We start from the raw sequence: 20871 nt of genomic DNA on the forward strand, positions 1-20871 counted from the left end.
AAACCATGACTGAACCTGGCTTTGATTTTCACGCCCTCACCCCTGAGCATCAACTGGATGCCATTGAGTCGGTAGGGATTTACCCACAATCGGGTTTACTTGCACTGAATAGCTACGAGAATCGGGTCTATCAATTTGTTGCCGATGATGGCAAGCGCTACGTGGTGAAGTTTTATCGCCCTGCCCGCTGGACAGACGAGCAAATACTTGAAGAACATGCGTTTTGCCAAGAGTTAGTCGACGCGGAGGTTCCCGTCGTCGCCCCACTCGTTCTCGACGGGACCAGCTTGTTTCATTTCAACGGCTACCGTTTTGCATTGTTTCCCAGCGTGGGTGGGCGCAACTTTGAAGTCGACAACTGGGACCAGCTCGAAGCGGTTGGCCGCTATCTTGGCCGTATTCACCAAGTCGGTGCCGCTCGACCTTTTCAGGCACGTGCGCGATTTGATCTCGACACCCACCTCTACCAACCTCGCCAAGCATTGACCCATGCGAGTCTGATCCCCGATGGGATTAAATCGACCTTTTTCTCCGATCTTGACCGACTGATCGATGCCATTAGCGAAAGATGGCACACCAACTGGCCGATTATCCGTTTGCATGGCGACTGCCACCCGAGCAATATTCTATGGCGCGATGGCCCGTTATTTGTCGACTTTGACGACACCCGCAATGGCCCCGCGATTCAAGATCTGTGGCTGTTTTTAAACGGCAGCCGTGCCGATCAGCTGGCCCAACTTGATACCCTTGCCGAAGGCTATCGTGAGTTTAGTGAATTTCCCGCTGACCAATTGCAACTGATCGAGCCCTTACGTGGTCTGAGAATGGTGCACTATATGGCGTGGTTAGCAAAACGCTGGCAAGACCCGGCATTTCCACGTGCATTCCCTTGGTTTGCTGAGGCAAAATACTGGGAAAGTCAGGTGCTTGCTTTTAAAGAGCAGCTTGCCGCCTTACAAGCGCCATCGCTTACCTTGTACCCGTAAGCGTTCAACCGATAACGGAGAGTCATTCAATGATGCTGAAAAAACTGCTTCCTATCTTGCTCGTACTCGGCCTTGCGGCCTGCTCTGAGCCTGAAAATGTCGAGTCGACAAGCCAACAGGCCACGACGCAAACCCAATCCCAAACTGAGCCAGCAGAAGCGATCGACGTCCCCGCCGCCAAACCCGGCCGCTTCAAGGCGGGAGAGGATTATCAAATCCTAGACACCGCAGCGACCGATACCCCAACGGTGACCGAGTTCTTCTCGTTTTACTGTCCGCACTGCTTCCAATTTGAGCCACTGGTTCAGCAGTTGAAGCAGCAAGTGCCTGATAATGCGAAAGTAGTGAAAAATCACGTTTCTTTCATGGGCGGCAACATGGGTGAAGTGGTCACACGCGCCTATGCAACGGCCGTGGTCTTAAACGTTGAAGACACCATGATCCCGGTGATTTTTGACCGTATTCATGTGGCCCAAAATGCGCCTAAGTCGCTAGATGACGTTCGCCAGATGTTTGTCGACAACGGTGTCGACGGCAAAGAATTTGACTCGGCTTACAACAGTTTTGCCGCCAACTCGATGGCCAAACGATTTGATCAATCTTTTGAAAAAGCCGGCCTACGCGGCGTGCCTGCGGTGATCGTGAACGGTAAATATCACGTGACACCGAAAACCGTCGAAACCCCTGAAGAGTACTTCCAACTAATTAACTTCCTGTTAAGCCAGAAGTAATCAACTGACTTGGGCGTTGAGATGGCGAAGTAAGCCATCCATCGCCCGATACCCTAAGGCCTCAGCAAGGTGAGGGCGGCTTATCGCCTCCGCTTCGGCCAGATCGGCAATCGTCCTCGCCACTTTAATGATCCTATGGTATGCCCGCACAGACAGCCCTAATCGATGCAATGCCTGTTCGAGAAATGCGGCATCCGCCTGCGCAAGCTGACAATATTCCTCCATTTCGCGATTGCTGAGTAACGCATTCACTTTCCCTTGCCTCGCCAACATACGCGCACGGGCACACGCAACTCTTTCCCGTGCCTTTGCGGTTGATTCACCACGGTCGCCACCGCTCGATAACATCCCGCGCGGCAGTGCCGGGATCTCAATCGACATATCAAACCTATCCAGCAAAGGGCCAGATAAACGCGCCAAATAGCGCAACACTTGCTGTGGATTAGAGCGCGCCAACTCGCCCTCATGATGGCCTGTCGGGCTCGGGTTTAATGCGCCAATCAACTGAAAACGCGCGGGGAAACGGGTTTTACCGTTAGCACGCGAGATAATAATTTCACCCGACTCCAGCGGCTCGCGGAGCGCATCAAGCACACGACGCTCAAACTCTGGCATTTCATCCAAAAACAGCACCCCTTGGTGCGCCAATGAGATCTCCCCGGGACGCGGGACCGTTCCGCCCCCGACCAGTGCCGCCATAGAACTAGAGTGATGAGGACTTCGAAACGGTCGCTGACGCCAGTTTCCCTCATGTAAAGGTTGCTGGGTTAATGACGTGACCGCGGCGGAGGCTAACGCTTCTTCGTCGTTCATGGGAGGAAGCAAGTCGCACAAGCGCGACGCTAACATGGTTTTTCCCGTTCCGGGCGGTCCAACAAAAAGCAGATTATGTGAACCACTGGCGGCGATTTCTAGCGCGCGTTTGCCTTGCTGCTGGCCGATGATGTCACGTAAGCAGCGAGTTGGCGCCGGCGTCGTATCATCATGTGGTGTCGCGTTAAGCTGCAAACTCTGTTGGCCAGCTAAGTGCTGACACACTGCGATTAAATCGGGCGCTGACACATGGCGCTCGCTGTCCACCAACGCCACTTGGCTAGCGTTATCATCAGGGACCACGAGCGCACGCTGCGCTTTTTGACTGGCAAGCGCCGCCGGTAATGCCCCTTTGACGGGACGCAACTGCCCGGATAACGCTAGCTCACCGAGAAACTCAAATTCATGCAGCCGTTTCGCTGGAATTTGCCCTGAGGCGACCAAAATGCCAAGCGCGATAGGCAAATCAAAACGCCCACCTTCTTTCGGTAAATCCGCCGGTGCTAAATTGACAGTAATACGCCGTGACGGAAATTCAAAATTGGAGGTCACAATGGCACTTCTGACCCGATCACGCGCTTCTTTGACCGTGGTTTCCGGTAACCCCACCAGCGCAAATCCTGGCAATCCATTGGAAATGTGAACTTCAACCGTCACATTGGGAGCCTCTACCCCGACACACGCTCGGCTATGCACAATCGCTAGCGCCATGACTCTATCCTGCCATTACTATGAAACCTTGCGCTTATGGTGACGAGAGAATTTGTGATTCAGAGTAATTTTTTCTTGTCATGCGAGTGAGGTCTGTGATACCACTACAAATGCACAACAATTAAACATGAGACTCGGCGCCAGATCGAGTTCGTGACTGACCTGTAACAAGCAGGCGAAAACAAAAACATAATTAACAAAACGCCCAACAATGGGCGACTAACGACAAGAAAAGACAGACAAATGCCAAACTTCGCTACCGTCCTCATTATTCGCCTTATCGTGGTCATTCTACCGCGAGGGGTGTAGGTACGCGAAACACAGCAGCAAACATCGCAACCAAGCCCCCGCACCCAACCAGGTTCGGGGGCTTTTTTCATTCATGTGGTCAAGCCACACAAAAACGGAAGCAGCAAAAATGGAGAGCGCAGACACTGACTATTCGCACACCTGCCCTCCCCGTTCATTCGGGGAGGGGCGACGATGACAGGTGCACAATGGGTTGTGGAAGCCTTACGTAAGCAAGGCGTTGAAACGGTATTTGGTTATCCGGGTGGCGCCATCATGCCAGTCTATGATGCGCTATACGACGGCGGCGTCGAACACATTTTATGTCGCCACGAACAAGGCGCTGCCATGGCCGCCATCGGTTATGCTCGTGCTAGCGGGCGTCCCGGCGTCTGCCTAGCGACCTCTGGCCCCGGCGCGACGAATCTGATCACCGGATTGGCCGATGCAATGATGGACTCCGTCCCAGTGGTCGCCATCACAGGCCAAGTGGCCAGCCCATTAATCGGCACGGATGCTTTCCAAGAAATTGATGTCTTAGGTTTGTCTTTGGCCTGTACCAAACATAGCTTTTTGGTCACAGACCCCGCAGACCTTACCGCCACGCTCGAAAAGGCGTTCGTCGTGGCACAATCAGGCCGCCCGGGGCCTGTGTTAGTCGATATAGCTAAAGACGTACAACAAGCGCTGATCCCTGCGCCCCGAGAGGCCTCAGTGCCTGCGCCCACTGGCATCCCTCTGGATGCTGTCGCGCTCGAACATGCCAATGCGCTGATCCAAAAAAGCGAGCGCCCTATGCTGTATGTCGGTGGTGGCGTGGTGTTAGGCAAAGCAACGGCGGCGCTTCGTGACTATCTTACTCGCAGTCAAATGCCCGTTGTAAGTACCCTCAAAGGGCTAGGCACCGTTAACAAAGACTATCCGCACTATTTAGGCATGTTGGGTATGCACGGCACCAAAGCCGCCAACCTTGCGGTACAGCAATGTGATTTGTTGATTGCCGTCGGGGCCCGTTTTGATGATCGCGTCACCGGGAAGCTCGATACCTTTGCTCCTCACGCAAAGGTAGTGCATGTGGATATTGATGCAGCAGAATTAAACAAGCTGCGCCGCGCACAAGCGCCGGTTTGCGCTGAGCTGAATACCGTCTTACCCAAGCTCGCCACGCCCAACACCTCACCGGCATGGCGAGAGCAAGTACATCACTGGCAACAGCAGCATGCATGGCGTTACGACCATCCCGGCGATGCCATTTATGCGCCTGCGCTACTGAAAACCCTATCAGACAGTATGCCGGCGCAAACCGTGATCGCCACCGATGTCGGTCAACATCAAATGTGGGTCGCCCAGCATGTGACGCCTAGCGAGCCCGAAAACCTATTGACCTCGGCAGGACTTGGCACCATGGGGTTTGGTTTACCCGCCGCGATGGGAGCGAAGATCGCACGCCCCCACGATGAAGTGGTGCTGGTGACCGGTGATGGCTCATTTATGATGAATATCCAAGAGCTTGGCACCTTAAAACGCCGAGGCATCGGCGTGAAAATCATCCTGCTCGACAATCAACGCTTAGGCATGGTGCGCCAGTGGCAACAGCTCTTTTTTGATCAGCGCTACAGCGAGACCAATTTATCTGACAACCCTGATTTTCTCACCTTAGCGCGCGCCTTTGACATACCGGGACACCGTATCCGCTGCAAAGAAGAAATACATGCTGGGCTGACCATGATGATGGGCCATCCCGGTCCTTACTTGCTACACGTTGCTATCGATGAAATGGAAAATGTTTGGCCGCTGGTGCCACCCGGTGCGGCCAACCAACAAATGATGGAGCAAAGCTGATGACACAACACCAATTTTCGATTCATGCTACCCACAGTCCAGAATTATTGGAGCGCATCTTGCGCGTGATCCGTCACCGTGGTTTTACCGTGCGTCAGCTCAATGTCTCCATGCCCACAGCGGCGGGCGAGGTAATCTTTGACGTGACCGTCGAAAGCCAACGCGCGATCGAGACCTTGCGACCACAACTGACTAAGCTATGGGACGTGGTTGAGGTACTCACACCCTCAACCCAATCACATTCCCTACGCGCATAAAAAAGGAAAATAACATGTCGACAAATACCGCTGATTACATTTGGTCTAACGGTGAAATGATCGCTTGGCAGGATGCCACTGTGCACGTACTGACTCACGCGATGCATTATGGTACCTCCGTCTTCGAGGGGATCCGTTGTTACGACACCCCAAACGGCCCGGTGGTCTTTCGCCATCGTGAGCATATGCAGCGCTTAAAAGACTCAGCCAAAATCTACCGCTTCCCGATCCCCTTTAGTGTCGATGCCCTAATGGAAGGGTGCCGCGAAACCCTGCGTGTTAATCAACTGCGCTCGGCGTATATCCGGCCGTTAGGCTTTGTGGGTAACGTAGGTTTAGGCGTTTGTCCGCCTGTAGATACAGAAATGGATGTCATCATTGCTGCGTTCAGTTGGGGCAGCTACCTCGGTGAAGATGCACTGGCCCAAGGCGTGGATGCGATGATCTCAAGCTGGAACCGCGCCGCCCCAAACACCATCCCCACCGCAGCTAAAGCCGGCGGAAACTATTTATCCTCCCTACTGGTAGGAGGCGAAGCTCGCCGCCATGGTTACGCCGAAGGGATTGCTCTGGACGTACGCGGCTTTTTATCCGAAGGCGCGGGAGAAAACCTCTTTGTGATCAAAAATGGCGTGATCAGTACCCCCCCCGCCACCAGCGCGATTTTGCCAGGGATCACCCGTGACTCGATCATCACCCTTGCAAAAGAGCAGGGCTACACCGTGCGCGAAGAGCCGATTGCACGCGAAGCGCTTTATCTGGCCGATGAGGTGTTTATGACTGGCACCGCGGCCGAGATTGTTCCCGTACGCAGCGTCGATCAGATCACGGTCGGCGAAGGCCAACGAGGCCCGATCACCGCCGCGTTACAACAAGCCTTTTTCGGCTTGTTTGATGGTACCACCGACGACAAATGGGGCTGGCTTGACCCCGTTAACCCTCAGCACAGCGAATAAAGGCAAAGGAGCCGTAATTATGCCAACCTATCGTTCCGCTACTACCACCCACGGTCGCAACATGGCAGGGGCGCGCGCGTTATGGCGCGCCACTGGCGTCAAAGATGACGACTTTGGCAAACCCATTATTGCCGTGGTGAACTCCTTTACCCAGTTTGTTCCCGGTCATGTCCATCTCAAAGACATGGGCCAGCTGGTGGCGAAAGAAATCGAGCAAGCCGGCGGTATCGCCAAAGAGTTCAATACCATCGCGGTCGATGACGGTATCGCTATGGGTCACGGCGGCATGCTCTACTCGTTGCCTTCTCGCGAGATCATTGCCGATTCCGTGGAGTACATGGTCAACGCGCACTGTGCCGACGCCATGGTGTGTATTTCCAACTGCGACAAGATCACTCCGGGCATGCTGATGGCCGCTATGCGCCTGAATATCCCGGTAATCTTTGTGTCGGGCGGCCCGATGGAAGCGGGCAAAACCAAACTGTCCGATCAAATCCTCAAGCTCGATTTGGTCGATGCCATGATGCAAGGCGCCAATCCGGACGTCTCCGATGAGCAAAGCGAGCAAATCGAACGCTCCGCCTGCCCAACCTGTGGCTCGTGCTCTGGCATGTTTACCGCCAACTCGATGAACTGTTTGACCGAAGCGCTGGGGCTGAGCCAGCCGGGTAATGGTTCCATGCTCGCCACCCATGCCGACCGAGAGCAATTGTTCATCAACGCCGGCAAACGTATTGTGGGTCTGACCAAACGCTACTACGAGCAGGACGATGACAGCATCTTGCCACGCAATATCGCCAACCGTGCCTCATTTGAAAATGCTATGGCGCTGGATATTGCCATGGGTGGGTCCACCAATACGGTGTTGCACCTGCTGGCCGCTGCGCAAGAAGGCGAGATTGATTTTGATATGGATGACATCGATCGCATGTCTCGCCAAGTACCTCACCTTTGCAAAGTCGCGCCGTCAACCCAGCAATATCATATGGAAGATGTACACCGCGCTGGGGGAGTGATGGGCATTCTTGGGGAGCTGCAGCGCGCGAACCTGCTCAATGTCAAACAACAAACCGTGCTGGGGATGAGCCTCGAGGAACAGCTCGCCCAGTATGACATCATGCAAACCGATGATGAGGACGTGAAGTCTTTTTATCGCGCCGGCCCCGCAGGCATCCGCACCACCCAAGCGTTCTCACAACGTTGCCGTTGGGACACCCTGGATGATGATCGCCAATCCGGGTGTATTCGTGCCCATGAATACGCCTTTAGTCAAGATGGCGGACTTGCCGTGCTACAAGGCAACATCGCCTTGAACGGCTGCATCGTCAAAACCGCAGGGGTGGATGAAAGCATACTGACCTTTGAAGGCCCCGCGGTGGTGTTTGAAAGCCAAGACAGCGCGGTAGATGCCATTTTAGGTGGCAAAGTGAAAGCGGGTGATGTGGTGGTGATCCGCTATGAAGGCCCGAAAGGTGGCCCAGGCATGCAAGAAATGCTGTATCCGACCACCTACTTAAAATCGATGGGATTGGGTAAATCCTGTGCCCTGCTCACCGATGGCCGCTTCTCCGGGGGGACATCTGGGCTGTCCATCGGCCATGTTTCGCCCGAAGCAGCCAATGGCGGCACCATCGCCTTAGTCGAAGATGGCGATCGGATTCGTATCGATATTCCTAGCCGAGAAATCAGCCTACTGGTAGATGAAGCCACCCTCGCCACCCGCCGTGCTGAGGTGAACGCTCGCGGTTGGAAGCCTAAAGACCGCCAACGCCAAGTCTCCTTCGCGCTAAAAGCGTATGCCAGTCTCGCCACCAGTGCCGATAAAGGTGCAGTACGCGATCGCAGTAAGTTGGAGGAATAACCATGCAACAGGCGCAAACGTCACCCGAACAACCCATGGATGGCCCGGATTACTTAAGGAATATTTTACGTGCGCCTGTCTATGAAGTGGCGACTGTCTCGCCACTTCAGGCCATGAAGCGACTCTCTGAGCGCTTAGGTAATCAGGTTCAACTCAAACGTGAAGACCGTCAGCCCGTGCACTCATTTAAGCTACGCGGCGCGCATAACATGATGGCGCAGCTGACAGAGGCGCAGAAAAAAGCGGGCGTGATCGCTGCATCAGCGGGTAACCACGCCCAAGGTGTCGCCCTGTCCGGCAGTAAACTGGGTATCAAAGCCACCATTGTCATGCCCCGCACCACTCCCGCCATCAAAGTTGAAGCCGTTAAAGGCTTTGGGGGGAATGTGGTCCTACACGGCAATAACTTTGATGAAGCGAAAAGCAAAGCACAAGCGCTGGCCGACCAACACGGCTATACCTTTGTGCCCCCTTTTGATCATCCGCAGGTCATTGCCGGACAGGGCACGATCGGGCTGGAGCTGGTGCAACAAAACAGCCACCTTGATTACATTTTTGTCCCGGTCGGCGGCGGTGGTATTGCTGCCGGTGTCGCGGTGCTTATCAAGCAGCTTATGCCCAATATCAAGGTGATCGGTGTGGAGGCGGAAGACTCGGCATGTCTGCGTGCCGCCTTGGATGCAGGCTTTCCCGTCACCTTAGAGCGGGTGGGAACTTTTGCCGATGGGGTGGCGGTTAAACGGATTGGTGACGAATCATTTCGACTGTGTCAGCAATACCTAGACGACAGTATTACCGTCTCCAGTGATGCGATTTGTGCTGCCGTACAAGATATTTTCGAAGACACGCGCGCTATCTCTGAACCGTCAGGTGCCTTAGCACTCGCCGGTCTCAAGCATTATGTCGACAAGCACCAACTACAAAACAAGCAATTGGGAGCGGTACTGTCGGGCGCCAACACCAACTTCCACTCACTACGCTACGTGTCTGAGCGTGCTGAACTGGGGGAGAAACGTGAAGGCCTACTGGCGGTGACCATCCCCGAGCAAACCGGTGCATTTTTGCAGTTTTGCGATATTCTCGGTGGCCGCGCGGTTACCGAATTTAACTATCGCTATGGCGACGACCAATTGGCCAATATTTTTGTTGGGGTACGTTTACTGGGCGGGCAAGAAGAGCTCGACAGTATTTTGCATGATTTGCGCCAAGCCGGTTATCCGGTCGAGGACTTATCTGACGATGAGATGGCCAAGGTACACGTACGCTACATGATTGGTGGGCGACCATCTGTGCCGCTTAACGAGCGCCTGTATAGCTTTGAGTTTCCGGAATACCCCGGGGCATTACTGCACTTTTTGCAAACCTTGGGCACCCACTGGAACATTAGCTTATTCAACTACCGCAACCATGGTTCAGATTATGGCCGTGTGTTGTGTGGATTTGAACTTGGCGAGCAGGACTTACTCGCGTTTACCGCCCATTTGCGTGAACTGGGTTATGCGTGGAAGGACGAAACGGCTAATCCAGCCTATCGCTTCTTTCTCTCTCGCCGTTAAGCGAATAATACAAAAAGGCCCGACAGGGGATGTCGGGCCGATAACAGAGGTTAGACGCGCTTATCTGGCGAGAGTGATACCAGATACTCGGCAATCGATAAGGCATTATCCATCACCGTTTGGCGCGCCACTTGAGGCAACTGGCTTAACATACTGGTCAGAGCCGCTAAATCATCGCGGTGAGAGAAGGCAATATCTCGCTCGTCTGTTTCACCGTAAATAAACCAATTAAATGGGCGACCAGTGATCTCTGCAATCGTGATGAGCGCGAGAATCTTAGGATCGGTCTTTCCCGACTCCACATCCAAGTAGGTTTGGCGCGCCACATTTAAACGCTTCGCCATGTCTACTTGGGTTATTTTACTGAATTCCCGTGCTTCACGGATCCGTTGCGCCATGCGCGCTGTCGAAATCACCATGGTCCATGCCTCATCTCTGTTACCCGGGCCGTTTAAACATCGGCTCCCGTCACATCACCGACCTTGCATTATGCATGGCTCGGCGGGCCTATCATGGGCGCTGTCATCGATAGTGTGATGCTACGCTGCTGATGCCTACCTCAGTAAGCAGGCACTTACCCGCATATCTAATCAGGCAGGCAGGCCTTTAGGCACGCTGTGCGGCCTTAGAATAGTTCACCAAGAATGAGGCCATGTTCACGCTCTGGTTCAAGATCGCCGTACGTGCTTCATGCGGTAAACGAGAGAAGTGCTCTAACAAGCGGTTCACATCTTGCTTGTACTGCACATCGTGCATCTCGACGTCTTCATCGCCATACACAAACCAAACTAACGGGCGCTCAGTCAGCTCAGCGATGTTCGACAACATGCGCACACGCGGTTCGGTTTTACCGTTTTCGATATCCAAGTAAGTTTGGCGTGCGACATTGAGTAGCTTGGCCATTTTTACTTGAGTGATCCCTTTCCACTCACGGGCTTCTTTGATGCGCTTAGCGACTTGGTTTTTAGAGTCAATCATTGCTTCCTCTCTACAACTTATCAATGTTGGTACTTGTCCATCGACTATGCACAATGCAGGCCAAGTTATTAGGCAGGACTAAAAGCAATAAAAATCATAAACTTATGGTATAGAATAGCGTTCTGTTTGTATTTTCAGGCGGGATGCCTGAGATTGAGTGCAAAATGATTTGCATTTTGCAAAATGTGTCACTGCAGATCGCATTTTTGTAGCAAAACGGCAGTAATTGATAAAAGATCAACCACGCTCCTAGTCAGAGCTGTCGGCGAACATTAAAGTTTGAAACTTTCCTCCCGTTCAAGGCTTATCTGTACGTAACGCCGTAGGAAAAAAGTGACAATAAAGTTTGAAACTAAATCAATCCCACCACCGAATGAACAGGTAGTGTTCAAAAGTCTGTGTCACTCCTATAGTTAACCCTCAACAGGGAGTGATACATCAATGTCCGACAAATACGAAATTGATATTCAAGCTTTTGCTAAGGCACTGCAATCTGGACAAGACCTTAACGGGAAAGATGGACTGCTAACGCCGTTGATTAAACAGATCACCGAAGCTGCTTTGGCTGCTGAGATGGATGAGCACCTGACCAAAGAGGGTCAGCCTAACCGTAAAAACGGTGTCTCTCAGAAAACCATCAAAACCGCTTCAGGCTCGTTCGAACTAGACACGCCCCGTGATCGCAACGGCTCTTTCGAGCCGCAGACCGTTAAGAAGTATCAGACTCGGTTAACCGATGAGATGGAGCGTAATATTATCTCATTATTTGCACTTGAGAATAGCTACAAAAGCATTCGTGAGTACCTTCTTGAAATGTATGGGACTGAGGTGTCCTATGGCACGATAAACGCCATTACAGACCGTTTGGTGCCTGAGCTACGCGCCTGGCAAGAACGCGAATTAGAGGCGGTTTACCCCTTCGTCTGGTTAGATGCTATCCATTACAAAATCAAAGAAAATGGCCGCTTCGTCTCTAAAGCCCTATACACAATCTTAGGGCTGAATATCGAGGGTAAAAAGGAATTACTTGGCCTTTATCTCTCAGAAAGTGAAGGTGCCCGTTACTGGTTAAATGTACTGACAGACCTACAAAACCGTGGTGTTAAAGACATCCTTATTGCCTCGGTCGATGGATTAAAGGGCTTCCCTGAAGCCATTGAAACTGTCTATCCCAAGACGGAGGTTCAGCTCTGCATCATCCATTAGATCCGCAACAGCATGAAGTACGTGGCTAGCAAGAATCAGAAAACCTTTATGTCCGATCTGAAGTGCGTTTACCGCGCGACGACCCAAAACGCCGCAGAGCAAGCGTTAGATGAACTGGAAAGTAAATGGGGTACTCAATATCCACTGGTCATAAAGTCGTGGCTCAGCAGATGGGAAAATCTATCGGTGTACTTCAAGTACCCAGAACAGGTCCGCAAAGCGATTTACACGACCAATGCCGTTTAGGCTGTTCATCGCCAATTCCGCAAACTGACGAAGACCAAGGGTGGCTTTGCCAACGAGAACGCATTGCTCAAGTTGCTGTATGCAGGTATGTTGAAGGCGTCAGAGAAGTGGACGCATCCGGTGCAGAATTGGAACCTGACACTGTCCCAACTGAGCATCCACTTCGAAGGACGGCTCGACGACTACGTAGATCTTTAAACGTTGGGTGACACAGAACTATGAACACCCTCAATGAACACCAGAATTGTTACAGTAAAGTTTGAAACTTTTGAAAGCCCCCACCTATCCAAATACTTAATGGATAACCGACCAAAGCCTCGCTTAATAAACTTTGTAATACCATGATTGATCGGATTGCTTTTAGTATGAGAATTCACATATAGTTGGCCAGCTATCATTTCCCACTGCGATATTCCAATAACCCAGCTTGGCTCACTTTGCCTTGCATCCCACCTTATACATTGCTGAGCTAGAATTCGCATAGTTTCGGATAACTCTTTGTATTGGTCTTTGGGTATTTCCTTTCCTATAGCCCTATAGTTTGGTTTAACATGTGGATACTATTCCTAGTTGCTGAAATGGAATCAGCGACTACACCTAGCGCTTCAAACTCTCCTTTTTGTAGTACCTTCTTCCGTGATTTTGCTCTTACTACTGTTTCTGGAACAAATTCAATCTCCGTAGCAAAAGTAACGGATAGATATTTCATCGTCTTCAGTATTTATTGCTTTGTTGTATAGTCGATAACCTTAACTGTATTATAGCGATTGATTAGGACGTATTGATCTTTGCTGTGCATTTCATGTTCAACAATACATCAATAGCCACATTAACATGAATGCCACCGATAACATGCTGGCATAGTTTATTTCAACACGAGATGAATTTAAGAAAAACTGTCTCCAATTTAAGCTGACCACTACAGCAGCGGCAAAATTGGCGCAGCTACACAATAGATTGATAGTGTCGATTCCCCCCCAGAGCACTAAAACCACTAGGATGATAGCAAGTGGCCAATAAAAACTAACGAGTCGTATCGCTGAGCCAACCTAGTTCATCTAACACATCCTTGGTGAGACCTATATCTATTTGCTCTACGTAATCGTCAAGTTGTTTCATTTTCAACGTGAGCAACAGAAATCATTCAATAACAGAGTTAACTGTCTGTAATGTATAAAAAAGACATAACAAAAATATCATCCACAAATGCCAGATTAGATAGATAATTATTCTGCTAATATAGCGCGACAATATTGACATTGGCTTTAAATTTCACCAATACTAGCGATAATGACAATTATTATCAACTAGAGGTAACCAATGCTCTCTCGTATTTTCCATGCTACGTCATTCACTTCTTTACCAAGCTTCAAAGAGACCCATAGCGACTCCCCACTAGGCGATAAACAACGTTTCTTTGTTGAACAACAGCGAAAACAAATAAAACGCATACTACTAGGACAAGACCCTAGGTTATTGGTAATAATTGGCCCCTGCTCGATTCATGACCCTATTGCAGCATTGGACTACGCTAGAAAGCTCGCCGCAATCCAACATGAGTTTGCCGATACACTCAAAATTGTCATGCGGACCTATTTTGAAAAGCCTCGCACGCGTTTTGGTTGGAAAGGTTTTGGCATCGACCCTGATCTCAATGGACAACACAATATCGCCAAAGGAATTACGTTAACTCGCCAACTGCTCAATTCGATTCTCGAACTCCATGTTCCTACCGCAACTGAATTTTTAGACCCCAACTTTGCACCTTACCTAGCGGATATGGTCTGCTGGGGCGCGATTGGTGCCAGAACAACGGAATCTCAACCACATCGCCAATTGGTGTCGGCGCTACATTGCGCGGTGGGCTTTAAAAACAGTACCAATGGCAATATCGATCATGCCATTGACGCTATTCATGCCTCGCGTATGCCGCAATCACTAATTCAATCCAATAGCGAGGGTTGTCACGTCGTTATCCATTCTCCAGGGAACCAATATGGTCATTTAATACTACGTGGAGGTGATTCGCCCAACTACACACAACCACACGTTCAAGCTGCTGCTTTTGCGCTAAAGCGTAACGACCTCGCTGCAAAGCTAATTGTTGATTTTAGCCATGGTAATAGCCAGAAAACCGCTCACAACCAACTTAACGTCGCCAGTGACATTGCGGCTCAAATTCAAGCAGGTGATGACAAAATAGTAGGAATCATGTGCGAGAGCTTTCTTCAAGGCGGGCAACAACCTAGCGATCAAAGACCACTAAACTACGGTCAATCGATCACCGATGAGTGTTTAGGCTGGCAAGACAGCGTTGATTTGCTGCGCATTTTACACCGTGCATGTATAGAGAAATGCAAGCGTCACCAACCCATAATTGCCTAATGCTATTTAGCTTAAAGCGACTTAAAAATAACGATTAATGGCAAAAGACTACTCAAATTGGGTGTAAACAAAGGGTAAATGACTTCCAATCCGAGTAGAAAAAAACCGAGCGTCTCAACAAAATGAGACTCTCATTTAGAGCACTGATAATACAAGCCCAAGAAGAAAATAATAATACGAGACGACGCATGGATATAAACATTTTATCGTGTGGCCTTCTTCTCAATACTTCAACGAAACATGTGTGCATTCGCCAACTAAGCCGTATTGAAAGGTAACAACTATGAACTGCGTTGATTTAAAGTTTCAATCTATTTGCTCTGGTGCGACAACACCATGCACACCCCACCAAGCTTTACGTTCTCCAATAAAACCAACCTGTCACTCTTACGGCGGATGCTTGGGGTGCCAAATTCATACGCTGTCTGGATATGGTGGCTGCACCGCCTATGAAGCGCAACCAGAGAAACCCACTTGCTGCCTACGTATATTAACCGTTGTACATGGCGAGCGCTTGCTTTGGCACAATGGCCAAGATCAACCGCTAGAGCTTGAGCGGGGGAAAAGCGTTTTAATATTATCAACCAATAGATTTAATGACGTCTTTATAAGCAGCGAAGAGAGTCATGTTGAGATCGCTGATATTCGATTTGAATGCCGTTATTTAGGTAAAATTTATCAGCAAATCCAACAAGGACTCAAACATCACACTCTTGAGCTTTTAGCTGAAAATCGTCCGTGGGTATTTGACACCAGCTTTGATATTCAGCGCTTTCTTAGCCAACTAGATGTCAATGATAGTTCTCACTCAACTGACGCGACGACTCACTTGTATACCGTGTCTCAAGCTTACCAATGTTTGTCGAAACTACTCACCCAGTTAGAAACGGTTCAACCCAATAGAAAGCCACATGAATGCGCATGTTTGTCTAGTCGCACCCTGAGCAAAATTCGTAAGGCGTATGCTCTAATAGAGGCTAAGCCGGAAAAAAACTGGAGTATTGCCGAGCTATGTAAAGAAGTTGGTACCAATGAAACCAGCTTTAAACGTGGCTTCAAGCTACTATTCGACACCACATTTTCCAAACGTCTACAGCAAACTCGAATGGATAAAGCGGCAAAAGAGTTAGAGTTCACCGATCAACCCATTATAGATATCGTTTACCAAGTCGGTTACTCCAGCCCATCGCACTTTACCAAACTGTTTAAACAACACTTTGGTCAAAACCCTCTGCAATACCGTAAGTTCCGTCAGCGAGCTGAGTAATTCCTTCTCTATTCAAAGTCGACGCCGCGCAACGTGCTGTGGCCGACTTGATGTTATTGCACTGACGCAAAAATAGACATAGTAGGCTACAGATGATAATGTTTCTCATTATCGGCAAGTTTTATTATATGATTTATGGCTTACTATCGTCTTCCATTCCATTTAGATCTCATAGAGGAGTCCATCCAGACTAATGGCAACATTGAGTTTAAGCATCCGAGATGTGAGTTTTCTCTCAGGTGCAATCAACTCAATGAACACATCATATTGAGCGAATTTCATGGCAATTTCTGCTCTCCAACTCAGTTAGATACGCCAGATAAAACGGAATATGATTCCGTCACCATTATGCTCAATATGGGCAATGCGGTTTACTATCACATCAATAGCTTAGCAACACCTCGCATACTTCCTGGTAACACATTAGCTTTATGCTATTCGGATGCACGAACAGGAATGTGCCGCTATCAGCCGCAGGAGACCCGACTTTTTGCACTTCAAATGCCGAGAGCCTTCTTGATGGAATATCTCGATGTGATGCAAATTGGTTCTGATGTTCAAGCTAAGCTTCAACGTAGAGAGCCATTGTTGATCATGAAGCCAGCGGCAGAGGTATTTACCCGCTTCGCAACTCGCTTATCTTCACACTCCGCATCAAATGGTACCTTACATCACCATTTATCGTATGCCTTTATGACGGATGCAACTCGCTACTTAACGATGGATGAAGGAGCACCACGTACACGGCTCAGCAGTTGCAATAATCTCGAGAAGGCAATCGATATCTTAGACAAAGAATACATCCTGCCGCCTACCATTACTCAACTAGCTCACCGAATTGGAACCAATGAAACCTCACTTAAACAGTGCTTTCGCAAACAGCTTAATACTACCGTCCATCAATACATTGTTCAGCAACGTATGGCTAAAGCGGCTGAACTACTCAGTGGTAGTGCTTTGTCCATTTCACATATCGCGCAAGAAGTAGGTTATGCCAATCACGGACATTTTGCCGCTGCATTTAAAAAAGAATTTGGTTGCGCGCCCTCTGCGTATCTCTCCTCGCCAGAGTCCTCTCTTTACCGCATCACCTCCTCTGGCACCTGATAGCTCCACGAATAAGTACTTTATTGCGAGTCCCCTTAGTTAGCAAAGAAAACGTCCATTCGCGCATTTTTTTCCCCTGATTGAGTTAGCGCTATAGCGCTGAGATTTGCACCATAGACTCTAGAATCGACAATAGAAGGATCCCGTAAGATGTACAGGAACAGTTTCTCGCTCTCTCCACTTTCACTCGCTATCTTAGCTGCAACCTTGAGCCCTGCTGTTAGTGCAGATGAACATAATCCAGAAGTTACGGTTATGGAAACCATGATTGTCGAAGCAACCAAGCAGAACATTTCTTTAGAACGGGTTGATAGCTCAGTGCTGATCAAAACAGGAGAAGAGCTTGAGAAAGCAGGAATCTATGAAGTTAAGGATTTAGAAAAAGCCTTCCCTGGCCTAATGATTCAAACTCGAGGTAACCGTACGTATGCCAATACCACTATACGTGGCGTAAGTTCACCTGATTACTATTCTCCTACCATCAGCATCTACGTCGATGGCGTATTGCAAGATAGTGCATTTCTAACCCAGCAGTTGCTCAACGTAGAACAGGTAGAACTGCTTAGAGGGCCGCAAGGTACACTATACGGTGGCAATGCTCAGGGCGGTATCATCAATATCATCACCAAGAAGGCAACCGATCAAAACCTAGCGTCCGGTGGTGTCACTTACAGCAATCGAAGCAAACAACTTGATGCTTCAGCGGCAGTCGCTATAAGCGATTCAACTTATGCCGATATTGCGATTCGATCACTAAAAGACGAAGGTAATATTCGCCATATTCCTAGCAACACCGATGATGCGAACGACAGCAAAGACTTTAGCGGTACGGCTCGAATCCACTATCTACCTGAGCAGTCCCCTCTCGCTGTGACGTTTTCTGTCTCTTCTGCGCACCTAGATAGTCATGAAGAATGGTACTTAACCCAACAGGAGTATGACAAGCGAGCCACCAACCAAGACATCCCAGAGCTTAAGCGAGTCGTCAATAGCTATGCACTGCATATTGACTACGACCTAGGTGCCACCCAATTAACCAGTATTACCGCTTACCAAAACCGTAATGTTGACCGCGAGTATATTGCTGGTAAATGGGTTGAAGATCAAAACACCTTCAGTCAGGAAGTTCGCGCTAACACCCAATTCAGTGATGACCTCTCGGCTTTGATTGGCGGCTACTACGAGGATCGAAACTTTGATGTCAATGCGGGGGCGCAAAACGATATCAAGACCCAAACTTATGCCTTGTTTGGTCAAATGACTTATGCCATGACCGATACTATCGATTTAACCGGTGGATTACGCGCATCACGTTTTTCCTCTGAATCAGATTTTGGCGGAAACTCAGCATGGATGATTGACAGCTATCAATCAGATAAGTCCGAAAACGTTATCTCGCCTAAAGCGGCAATAGGTTGGCAAATTAACCAAGATTCAAGAGTGTTTGCCTCATTGGTCAGTGGTTATCGACCAGGCGGTTTTAGCCCTGTACCACGAAGTTTTGGCGATAAAAATGGCTATTCAGCGGAAAAGTCTCTTAATGGTGAATTGGGATGGCGAACTAACTTAGCCGATAACACTGTTCGGTTCAGTGGGGCTCTGTACTGGATCGACACCAAAGATATTCAGCTCTATACCGGAAACCTAGGTAGTCAAGTTCTTAGAAACATGGGCGATGCCCAAAGCCGAGGCGTTGAGCTTGATCTCGCTTACTACCCTACTGATGATTTGACTCTGACACTGGGCGCAACATTTGGTCAGTCTACGTTCGAATCGGGCAATGACGGGATTGAAGGAAATACACTTCCCTATGCACCAGATACAACGGCAGTGGCAGGTATCGAATACTACCTACCACAATCATGGTTAGATGGAGAGTTGTCTATCGCCACCAATGCACGCTACACATCTAAAATATTCTTCGATGAAAGTAATACTCTGGCGCAAGACGATTACACACTTATCGACTTAGCGGTGCAATACGCGATGAATGACAACATCTCTTTCAGAGTGTTTAGCAATAACCTAACCGACAAAGAGTACACCACCTATGCCTACAACTTTAGTAACTCGCGTTTCAACAACTATGGTTCAGAACGAGAGGTGGGTGTGAATATGAAGCTAGAGTGGTAATCTCATGAACATTTCTCAAACAACGCTAGGTGTTAAACCTCTACTCACCATGCTTGCTGGCGTTTACACGATACAAAGCCTTGTTGGGATGTTTACACTGCAGGGTTTGCCTGCAGTGCTGCGCTCTGAAGGTATTTCGACTTCCCAAATCGGCTTGTTCTATTTAGCGATGCTGCCATGGGCGTGCAAGTTCCTTTGGGCGCCATACATTGAAGCGAGACGAAAACGTAACGGGTTTATCAGCTATGGTCGACTCATTGGACTTGCTCAATTGGCAATCGTCTTGATCCTCGCGGGGTTGGCTCTTAGCTCAGCGATAACACAGCCAACTCTTTTATTCGCTGGTGTATTTTCATTGGCTTTGCTTTCGACAATTGCCGATATCAGTACCGATGGCTTAGCGATCGATCAGTTACCCAAACACAGCCGTCACTTGGGCAGTACCATACAAGTCGGCGGTGCCTATATTGGTGCTCTATTTGGCGGCGGACTTTTCATCTATTTGAAAGGGGCTTATCAGTGGCAAACTGCACTGTTTGTCTTGATGGCGCTGATTGTTTTAATGACATTGCCAACCGGTATATTGTTGAAGAAAAACCTCTCTTCAGCCGAAATTCCTTCCGAGCAGCGCCCTTCTTTGCGTCGAGCGTGGAATAACCCCAGCGTACGTTTTGGCTTACTGATGGTCTTACTATGCCAAATTGGAACGCGAGGCGTTCAATCAATGTTAATGCCTTACCTTATTGATCAGGGGCTGCAATTGACAGACCTTGGTTTGCTCGCGGCTGGAGGTGGTGCGCTCACTGGGCTCTTCGGTGTACTTGTTAGCGCAGTGTTGATGAAGCGCTTATCCCCACGCACAATCTTACTCGCTTGCTTAGGTCTAGAAGCGGTGATTTTTTCTGGTTTCTACCTCGATACTTTAGCTCTCTTCAGCGGAACAATCGGGTTGCAAATCCTGTTTGTACTGAGTTCCGTTATCGCTGCCGCAAAGTTTGTCGCCCTTTATACACTGATGATGGGCTGGGCCTATGGCAAACAAGCAGGCGTCGATTTTACCCTATTCCAGTCAACAGATATGGCCGTTGCCATCGTTATGGCTCTTATCAGCGGCAGTGTCATTGCCACATTGGGTTATTCCGTTCACTACGCTATTGCGATTATTGCTTCGGTAACCGCTTTCGGGCTGGGCCTACTGCGCATTTCAATACCAAGGTCATCGCCCCAACCCAACGTCATTTAATTCAGTTTCGCCCATCGCGTCAGGTGGGCACATTTACCCTCTCAAATGGCGTTGTTGATCAAATCATTCACCTAACGCACTGATCCCAATGGGGTTGCCCCCATCAATCAACTCGGTAACTAACAGGCATACCAAGTCTTATGACTTTGTTTATTGCTTTCACGTTGGCCAATGCTTCGCCAACTTGTGCATCGTAATCACGTAGTGCCAACGAAGAGCTGATAAACGTTATGTATCACAACACACCGATACCTTACACATACCGTTGGACATTACCTTCATCTTGTTTACAATATAAAAAGTAA

15 protein-coding genes and 2 pseudogenes are annotated in these 20871 nt (G+C 49.4%); 13 read left to right on the top strand and 4 right to left on the bottom strand.

What is annotated here, in order from left to right; genetic code table 11:
• Window positions 1-5: 5 nt before the first annotated feature.
• Both BGK46_RS07310 and BGK46_RS07315 read left to right on the top strand, forming a co-directional pair.
• The gene (locus tag BGK46_RS07310; protein WP_069588066.1) at window positions 6-986 is read left to right on the top strand and encodes a serine/threonine protein kinase; all 981 of its coding nucleotides are present in this window, start codon (window positions 6-8) and stop codon (window positions 984-986) included.
• Window positions 987-1015: 29 nt separating this feature from the next.
• Window positions 1016-1717, top strand: a complete 702-nt coding sequence (locus BGK46_RS07315; protein WP_240531914.1) for a thiol:disulfide interchange protein DsbA/DsbL — start codon at window positions 1016-1018, stop codon at window positions 1715-1717.
• Here the strand turns inward: BGK46_RS07315 and BGK46_RS07320 are convergent, their stop codons facing one another.
• Window positions 1718-3241: a YifB family Mg chelatase-like AAA ATPase gene (locus tag BGK46_RS07320; RefSeq protein ID WP_069588067.1), complete on the bottom strand. Its 1524-nt coding sequence runs from the start codon at window positions 3239-3241 to the stop codon at window positions 1718-1720.
• Window positions 3242-3724: 483 nt separating this feature from the next.
• Between BGK46_RS07320 and ilvG the strand changes: the two genes are divergently transcribed.
• The 5 genes from ilvG to ilvA are packed head-to-tail and all read left to right on the top strand — an operon-like array spanning window position 3725 to window position 10001.
• Window positions 3725-5371, top strand: coding sequence for an acetolactate synthase 2 catalytic subunit (ilvG, locus tag BGK46_RS07325; protein ID WP_069588068.1), 1647 nt, complete (start codon window positions 3725-3727; stop codon window positions 5369-5371).
• Window positions 5371-5628, top strand: coding sequence for an acetolactate synthase 2 small subunit (ilvM, locus tag BGK46_RS07330; protein ID WP_069588069.1), 258 nt, complete (start codon window positions 5371-5373; stop codon window positions 5626-5628). The genes ilvG and ilvM overlap by 1 nt, the downstream gene beginning before the upstream one ends.
• A gap of 14 nt (window positions 5629-5642) precedes the next feature.
• Window positions 5643-6584 carry a branched-chain-amino-acid transaminase gene (ilvE, locus tag BGK46_RS07335; protein WP_069588071.1) on the top strand — a complete coding sequence of 314 codons (942 nt, stop codon included), beginning with the start codon at window positions 5643-5645 and terminating at the stop codon, window positions 6582-6584.
• Window positions 6585-6603: 19 nt separating this feature from the next.
• Window positions 6604-8445: a dihydroxy-acid dehydratase gene (gene ilvD / locus BGK46_RS07340; RefSeq protein WP_069588072.1), complete on the top strand. Its 1842-nt coding sequence runs from the start codon at window positions 6604-6606 to the stop codon at window positions 8443-8445.
• A gap of 2 nt (window positions 8446-8447) precedes the next feature.
• Window positions 8448-10001 (top strand): threonine ammonia-lyase, biosynthetic, encoded by a 1554-nt coding sequence (gene ilvA, locus BGK46_RS07345; protein WP_069588074.1) that lies wholly within the window; start codon window positions 8448-8450, stop codon window positions 9999-10001.
• Window positions 10002-10051: 50 nt separating this feature from the next.
• Here the strand turns inward: ilvA and BGK46_RS07350 are convergent, their stop codons facing one another.
• Window positions 10052-10420: a helix-turn-helix domain-containing protein gene (locus tag BGK46_RS07350; protein ID WP_069588076.1), complete on the bottom strand. Its 369-nt coding sequence runs from the start codon at window positions 10418-10420 to the stop codon at window positions 10052-10054.
• A gap of 187 nt (window positions 10421-10607) precedes the next feature.
• Entirely contained in the window at window positions 10608-10979 is a 372-nt protein-coding gene (locus BGK46_RS07355) for a helix-turn-helix transcriptional regulator (RefSeq protein WP_069588077.1), read from the bottom strand.
• A gap of 441 nt (window positions 10980-11420) precedes the next feature.
• On the opposite strand from BGK46_RS07355, the pseudogene BGK46_RS07360 reads away from it, so the two are divergent.
• From BGK46_RS07360 to BGK46_RS07390, 6 genes and pseudogenes are all read left to right on the top strand, one after another.
• Window positions 11421-12629: pseudogene (locus BGK46_RS07360) on the top strand (IS256 family transposase).
• 1122 nt (window positions 12630-13751) lie between these two features.
• Window positions 13752-14816: a 3-deoxy-7-phosphoheptulonate synthase gene (locus BGK46_RS07370; RefSeq protein ID WP_069588079.1), complete on the top strand. Its 1065-nt coding sequence runs from the start codon at window positions 13752-13754 to the stop codon at window positions 14814-14816.
• A 283-nt stretch (window positions 14817-15099) separates the two neighbouring features.
• Window positions 15100-16083 carry a helix-turn-helix transcriptional regulator gene (locus tag BGK46_RS07375; protein ID WP_069588081.1) on the top strand — a complete coding sequence of 328 codons (984 nt, stop codon included), beginning with the start codon at window positions 15100-15102 and terminating at the stop codon, window positions 16081-16083.
• A 135-nt stretch (window positions 16084-16218) separates the two neighbouring features.
• Window positions 16219-17190, top strand: a complete 972-nt coding sequence (locus BGK46_RS18055; protein WP_069588082.1) for a helix-turn-helix transcriptional regulator — start codon at window positions 16219-16221, stop codon at window positions 17188-17190.
• Window positions 17191-17340: 150 nt separating this feature from the next.
• Window positions 17341-19323 (top strand): TonB-dependent siderophore piscibactin receptor FrpA, encoded by a 1983-nt coding sequence (gene frpA / locus BGK46_RS07385; RefSeq protein WP_084781323.1) that lies wholly within the window; start codon window positions 17341-17343, stop codon window positions 19321-19323.
• Between the two features lie 4 nt (window positions 19324-19327).
• On the top strand, window positions 19328-20566 hold the full coding sequence (locus BGK46_RS07390) for an MFS transporter (RefSeq protein WP_069588083.1): 1239 nt from the start codon (window positions 19328-19330) through the stop codon (window positions 20564-20566).
• 103 nt (window positions 20567-20669) lie between these two features.
• Here the strand turns inward: BGK46_RS07390 and BGK46_RS17425 are convergent.
• Window positions 20670-20780, bottom strand: a pseudogene (locus tag BGK46_RS17425) (IS5/IS1182 family transposase); the annotation flags it as partial.
• Between the last annotated feature and the right edge of the window lie 91 nt (window positions 20781-20871).

It is taken from the genome of Salinivibrio sp. SS2 (assembly GCF_001722075.1).
In the GTDB taxonomy this organism is placed as follows: domain Bacteria; phylum Pseudomonadota; class Gammaproteobacteria; order Enterobacterales; family Vibrionaceae; genus Salinivibrio; species Salinivibrio proteolyticus.

Coding starts and splice junctions, on each gene's coding strand:
- BGK46_RS07315 (WP_240531914.1), top strand. CDS start 1,016: ATGATGCTGAAAAAACTGCTTCCTATCTTGCTCGTACTCGGCCTTGCG.
- ilvA (WP_069588074.1), top strand. CDS start 8,448: ATGCAACAGGCGCAAACGTCACCCGAACAACCCATGGATGGCCCGGAT.
- BGK46_RS07350 (WP_069588076.1), bottom strand. CDS start 10,420: ATGGTGATTTCGACAGCGCGCATGGCGCAACGGATCCGTGAAGCACGG.
- BGK46_RS18055 (WP_069588082.1), top strand. CDS start 16,219: ATGGCTTACTATCGTCTTCCATTCCATTTAGATCTCATAGAGGAGTCC.
- ilvM (WP_069588069.1), top strand. CDS start 5,371: ATGACACAACACCAATTTTCGATTCATGCTACCCACAGTCCAGAATTA.
- BGK46_RS07310 (WP_069588066.1), top strand. CDS start 6: ATGACTGAACCTGGCTTTGATTTTCACGCCCTCACCCCTGAGCATCAA.
- frpA (WP_084781323.1), top strand. CDS start 17,341: ATGTACAGGAACAGTTTCTCGCTCTCTCCACTTTCACTCGCTATCTTA.
- BGK46_RS07320 (WP_069588067.1), bottom strand. CDS start 3,241: ATGGCGCTAGCGATTGTGCATAGCCGAGCGTGTGTCGGGGTAGAGGCT.
- BGK46_RS07370 (WP_069588079.1), top strand. CDS start 13,752: ATGCTCTCTCGTATTTTCCATGCTACGTCATTCACTTCTTTACCAAGC.
- BGK46_RS07390 (WP_069588083.1), top strand. CDS start 19,328: ATGAACATTTCTCAAACAACGCTAGGTGTTAAACCTCTACTCACCATG.
- BGK46_RS07355 (WP_069588077.1), bottom strand. CDS start 10,979: ATGATTGACTCTAAAAACCAAGTCGCTAAGCGCATCAAAGAAGCCCGT.
- ilvD (WP_069588072.1), top strand. CDS start 6,604: ATGCCAACCTATCGTTCCGCTACTACCACCCACGGTCGCAACATGGCA.
- BGK46_RS07375 (WP_069588081.1), top strand. CDS start 15,100: ATGAACTGCGTTGATTTAAAGTTTCAATCTATTTGCTCTGGTGCGACA.
- ilvG (WP_069588068.1), top strand. CDS start 3,725: ATGACAGGTGCACAATGGGTTGTGGAAGCCTTACGTAAGCAAGGCGTT.
- ilvE (WP_069588071.1), top strand. CDS start 5,643: ATGTCGACAAATACCGCTGATTACATTTGGTCTAACGGTGAAATGATC.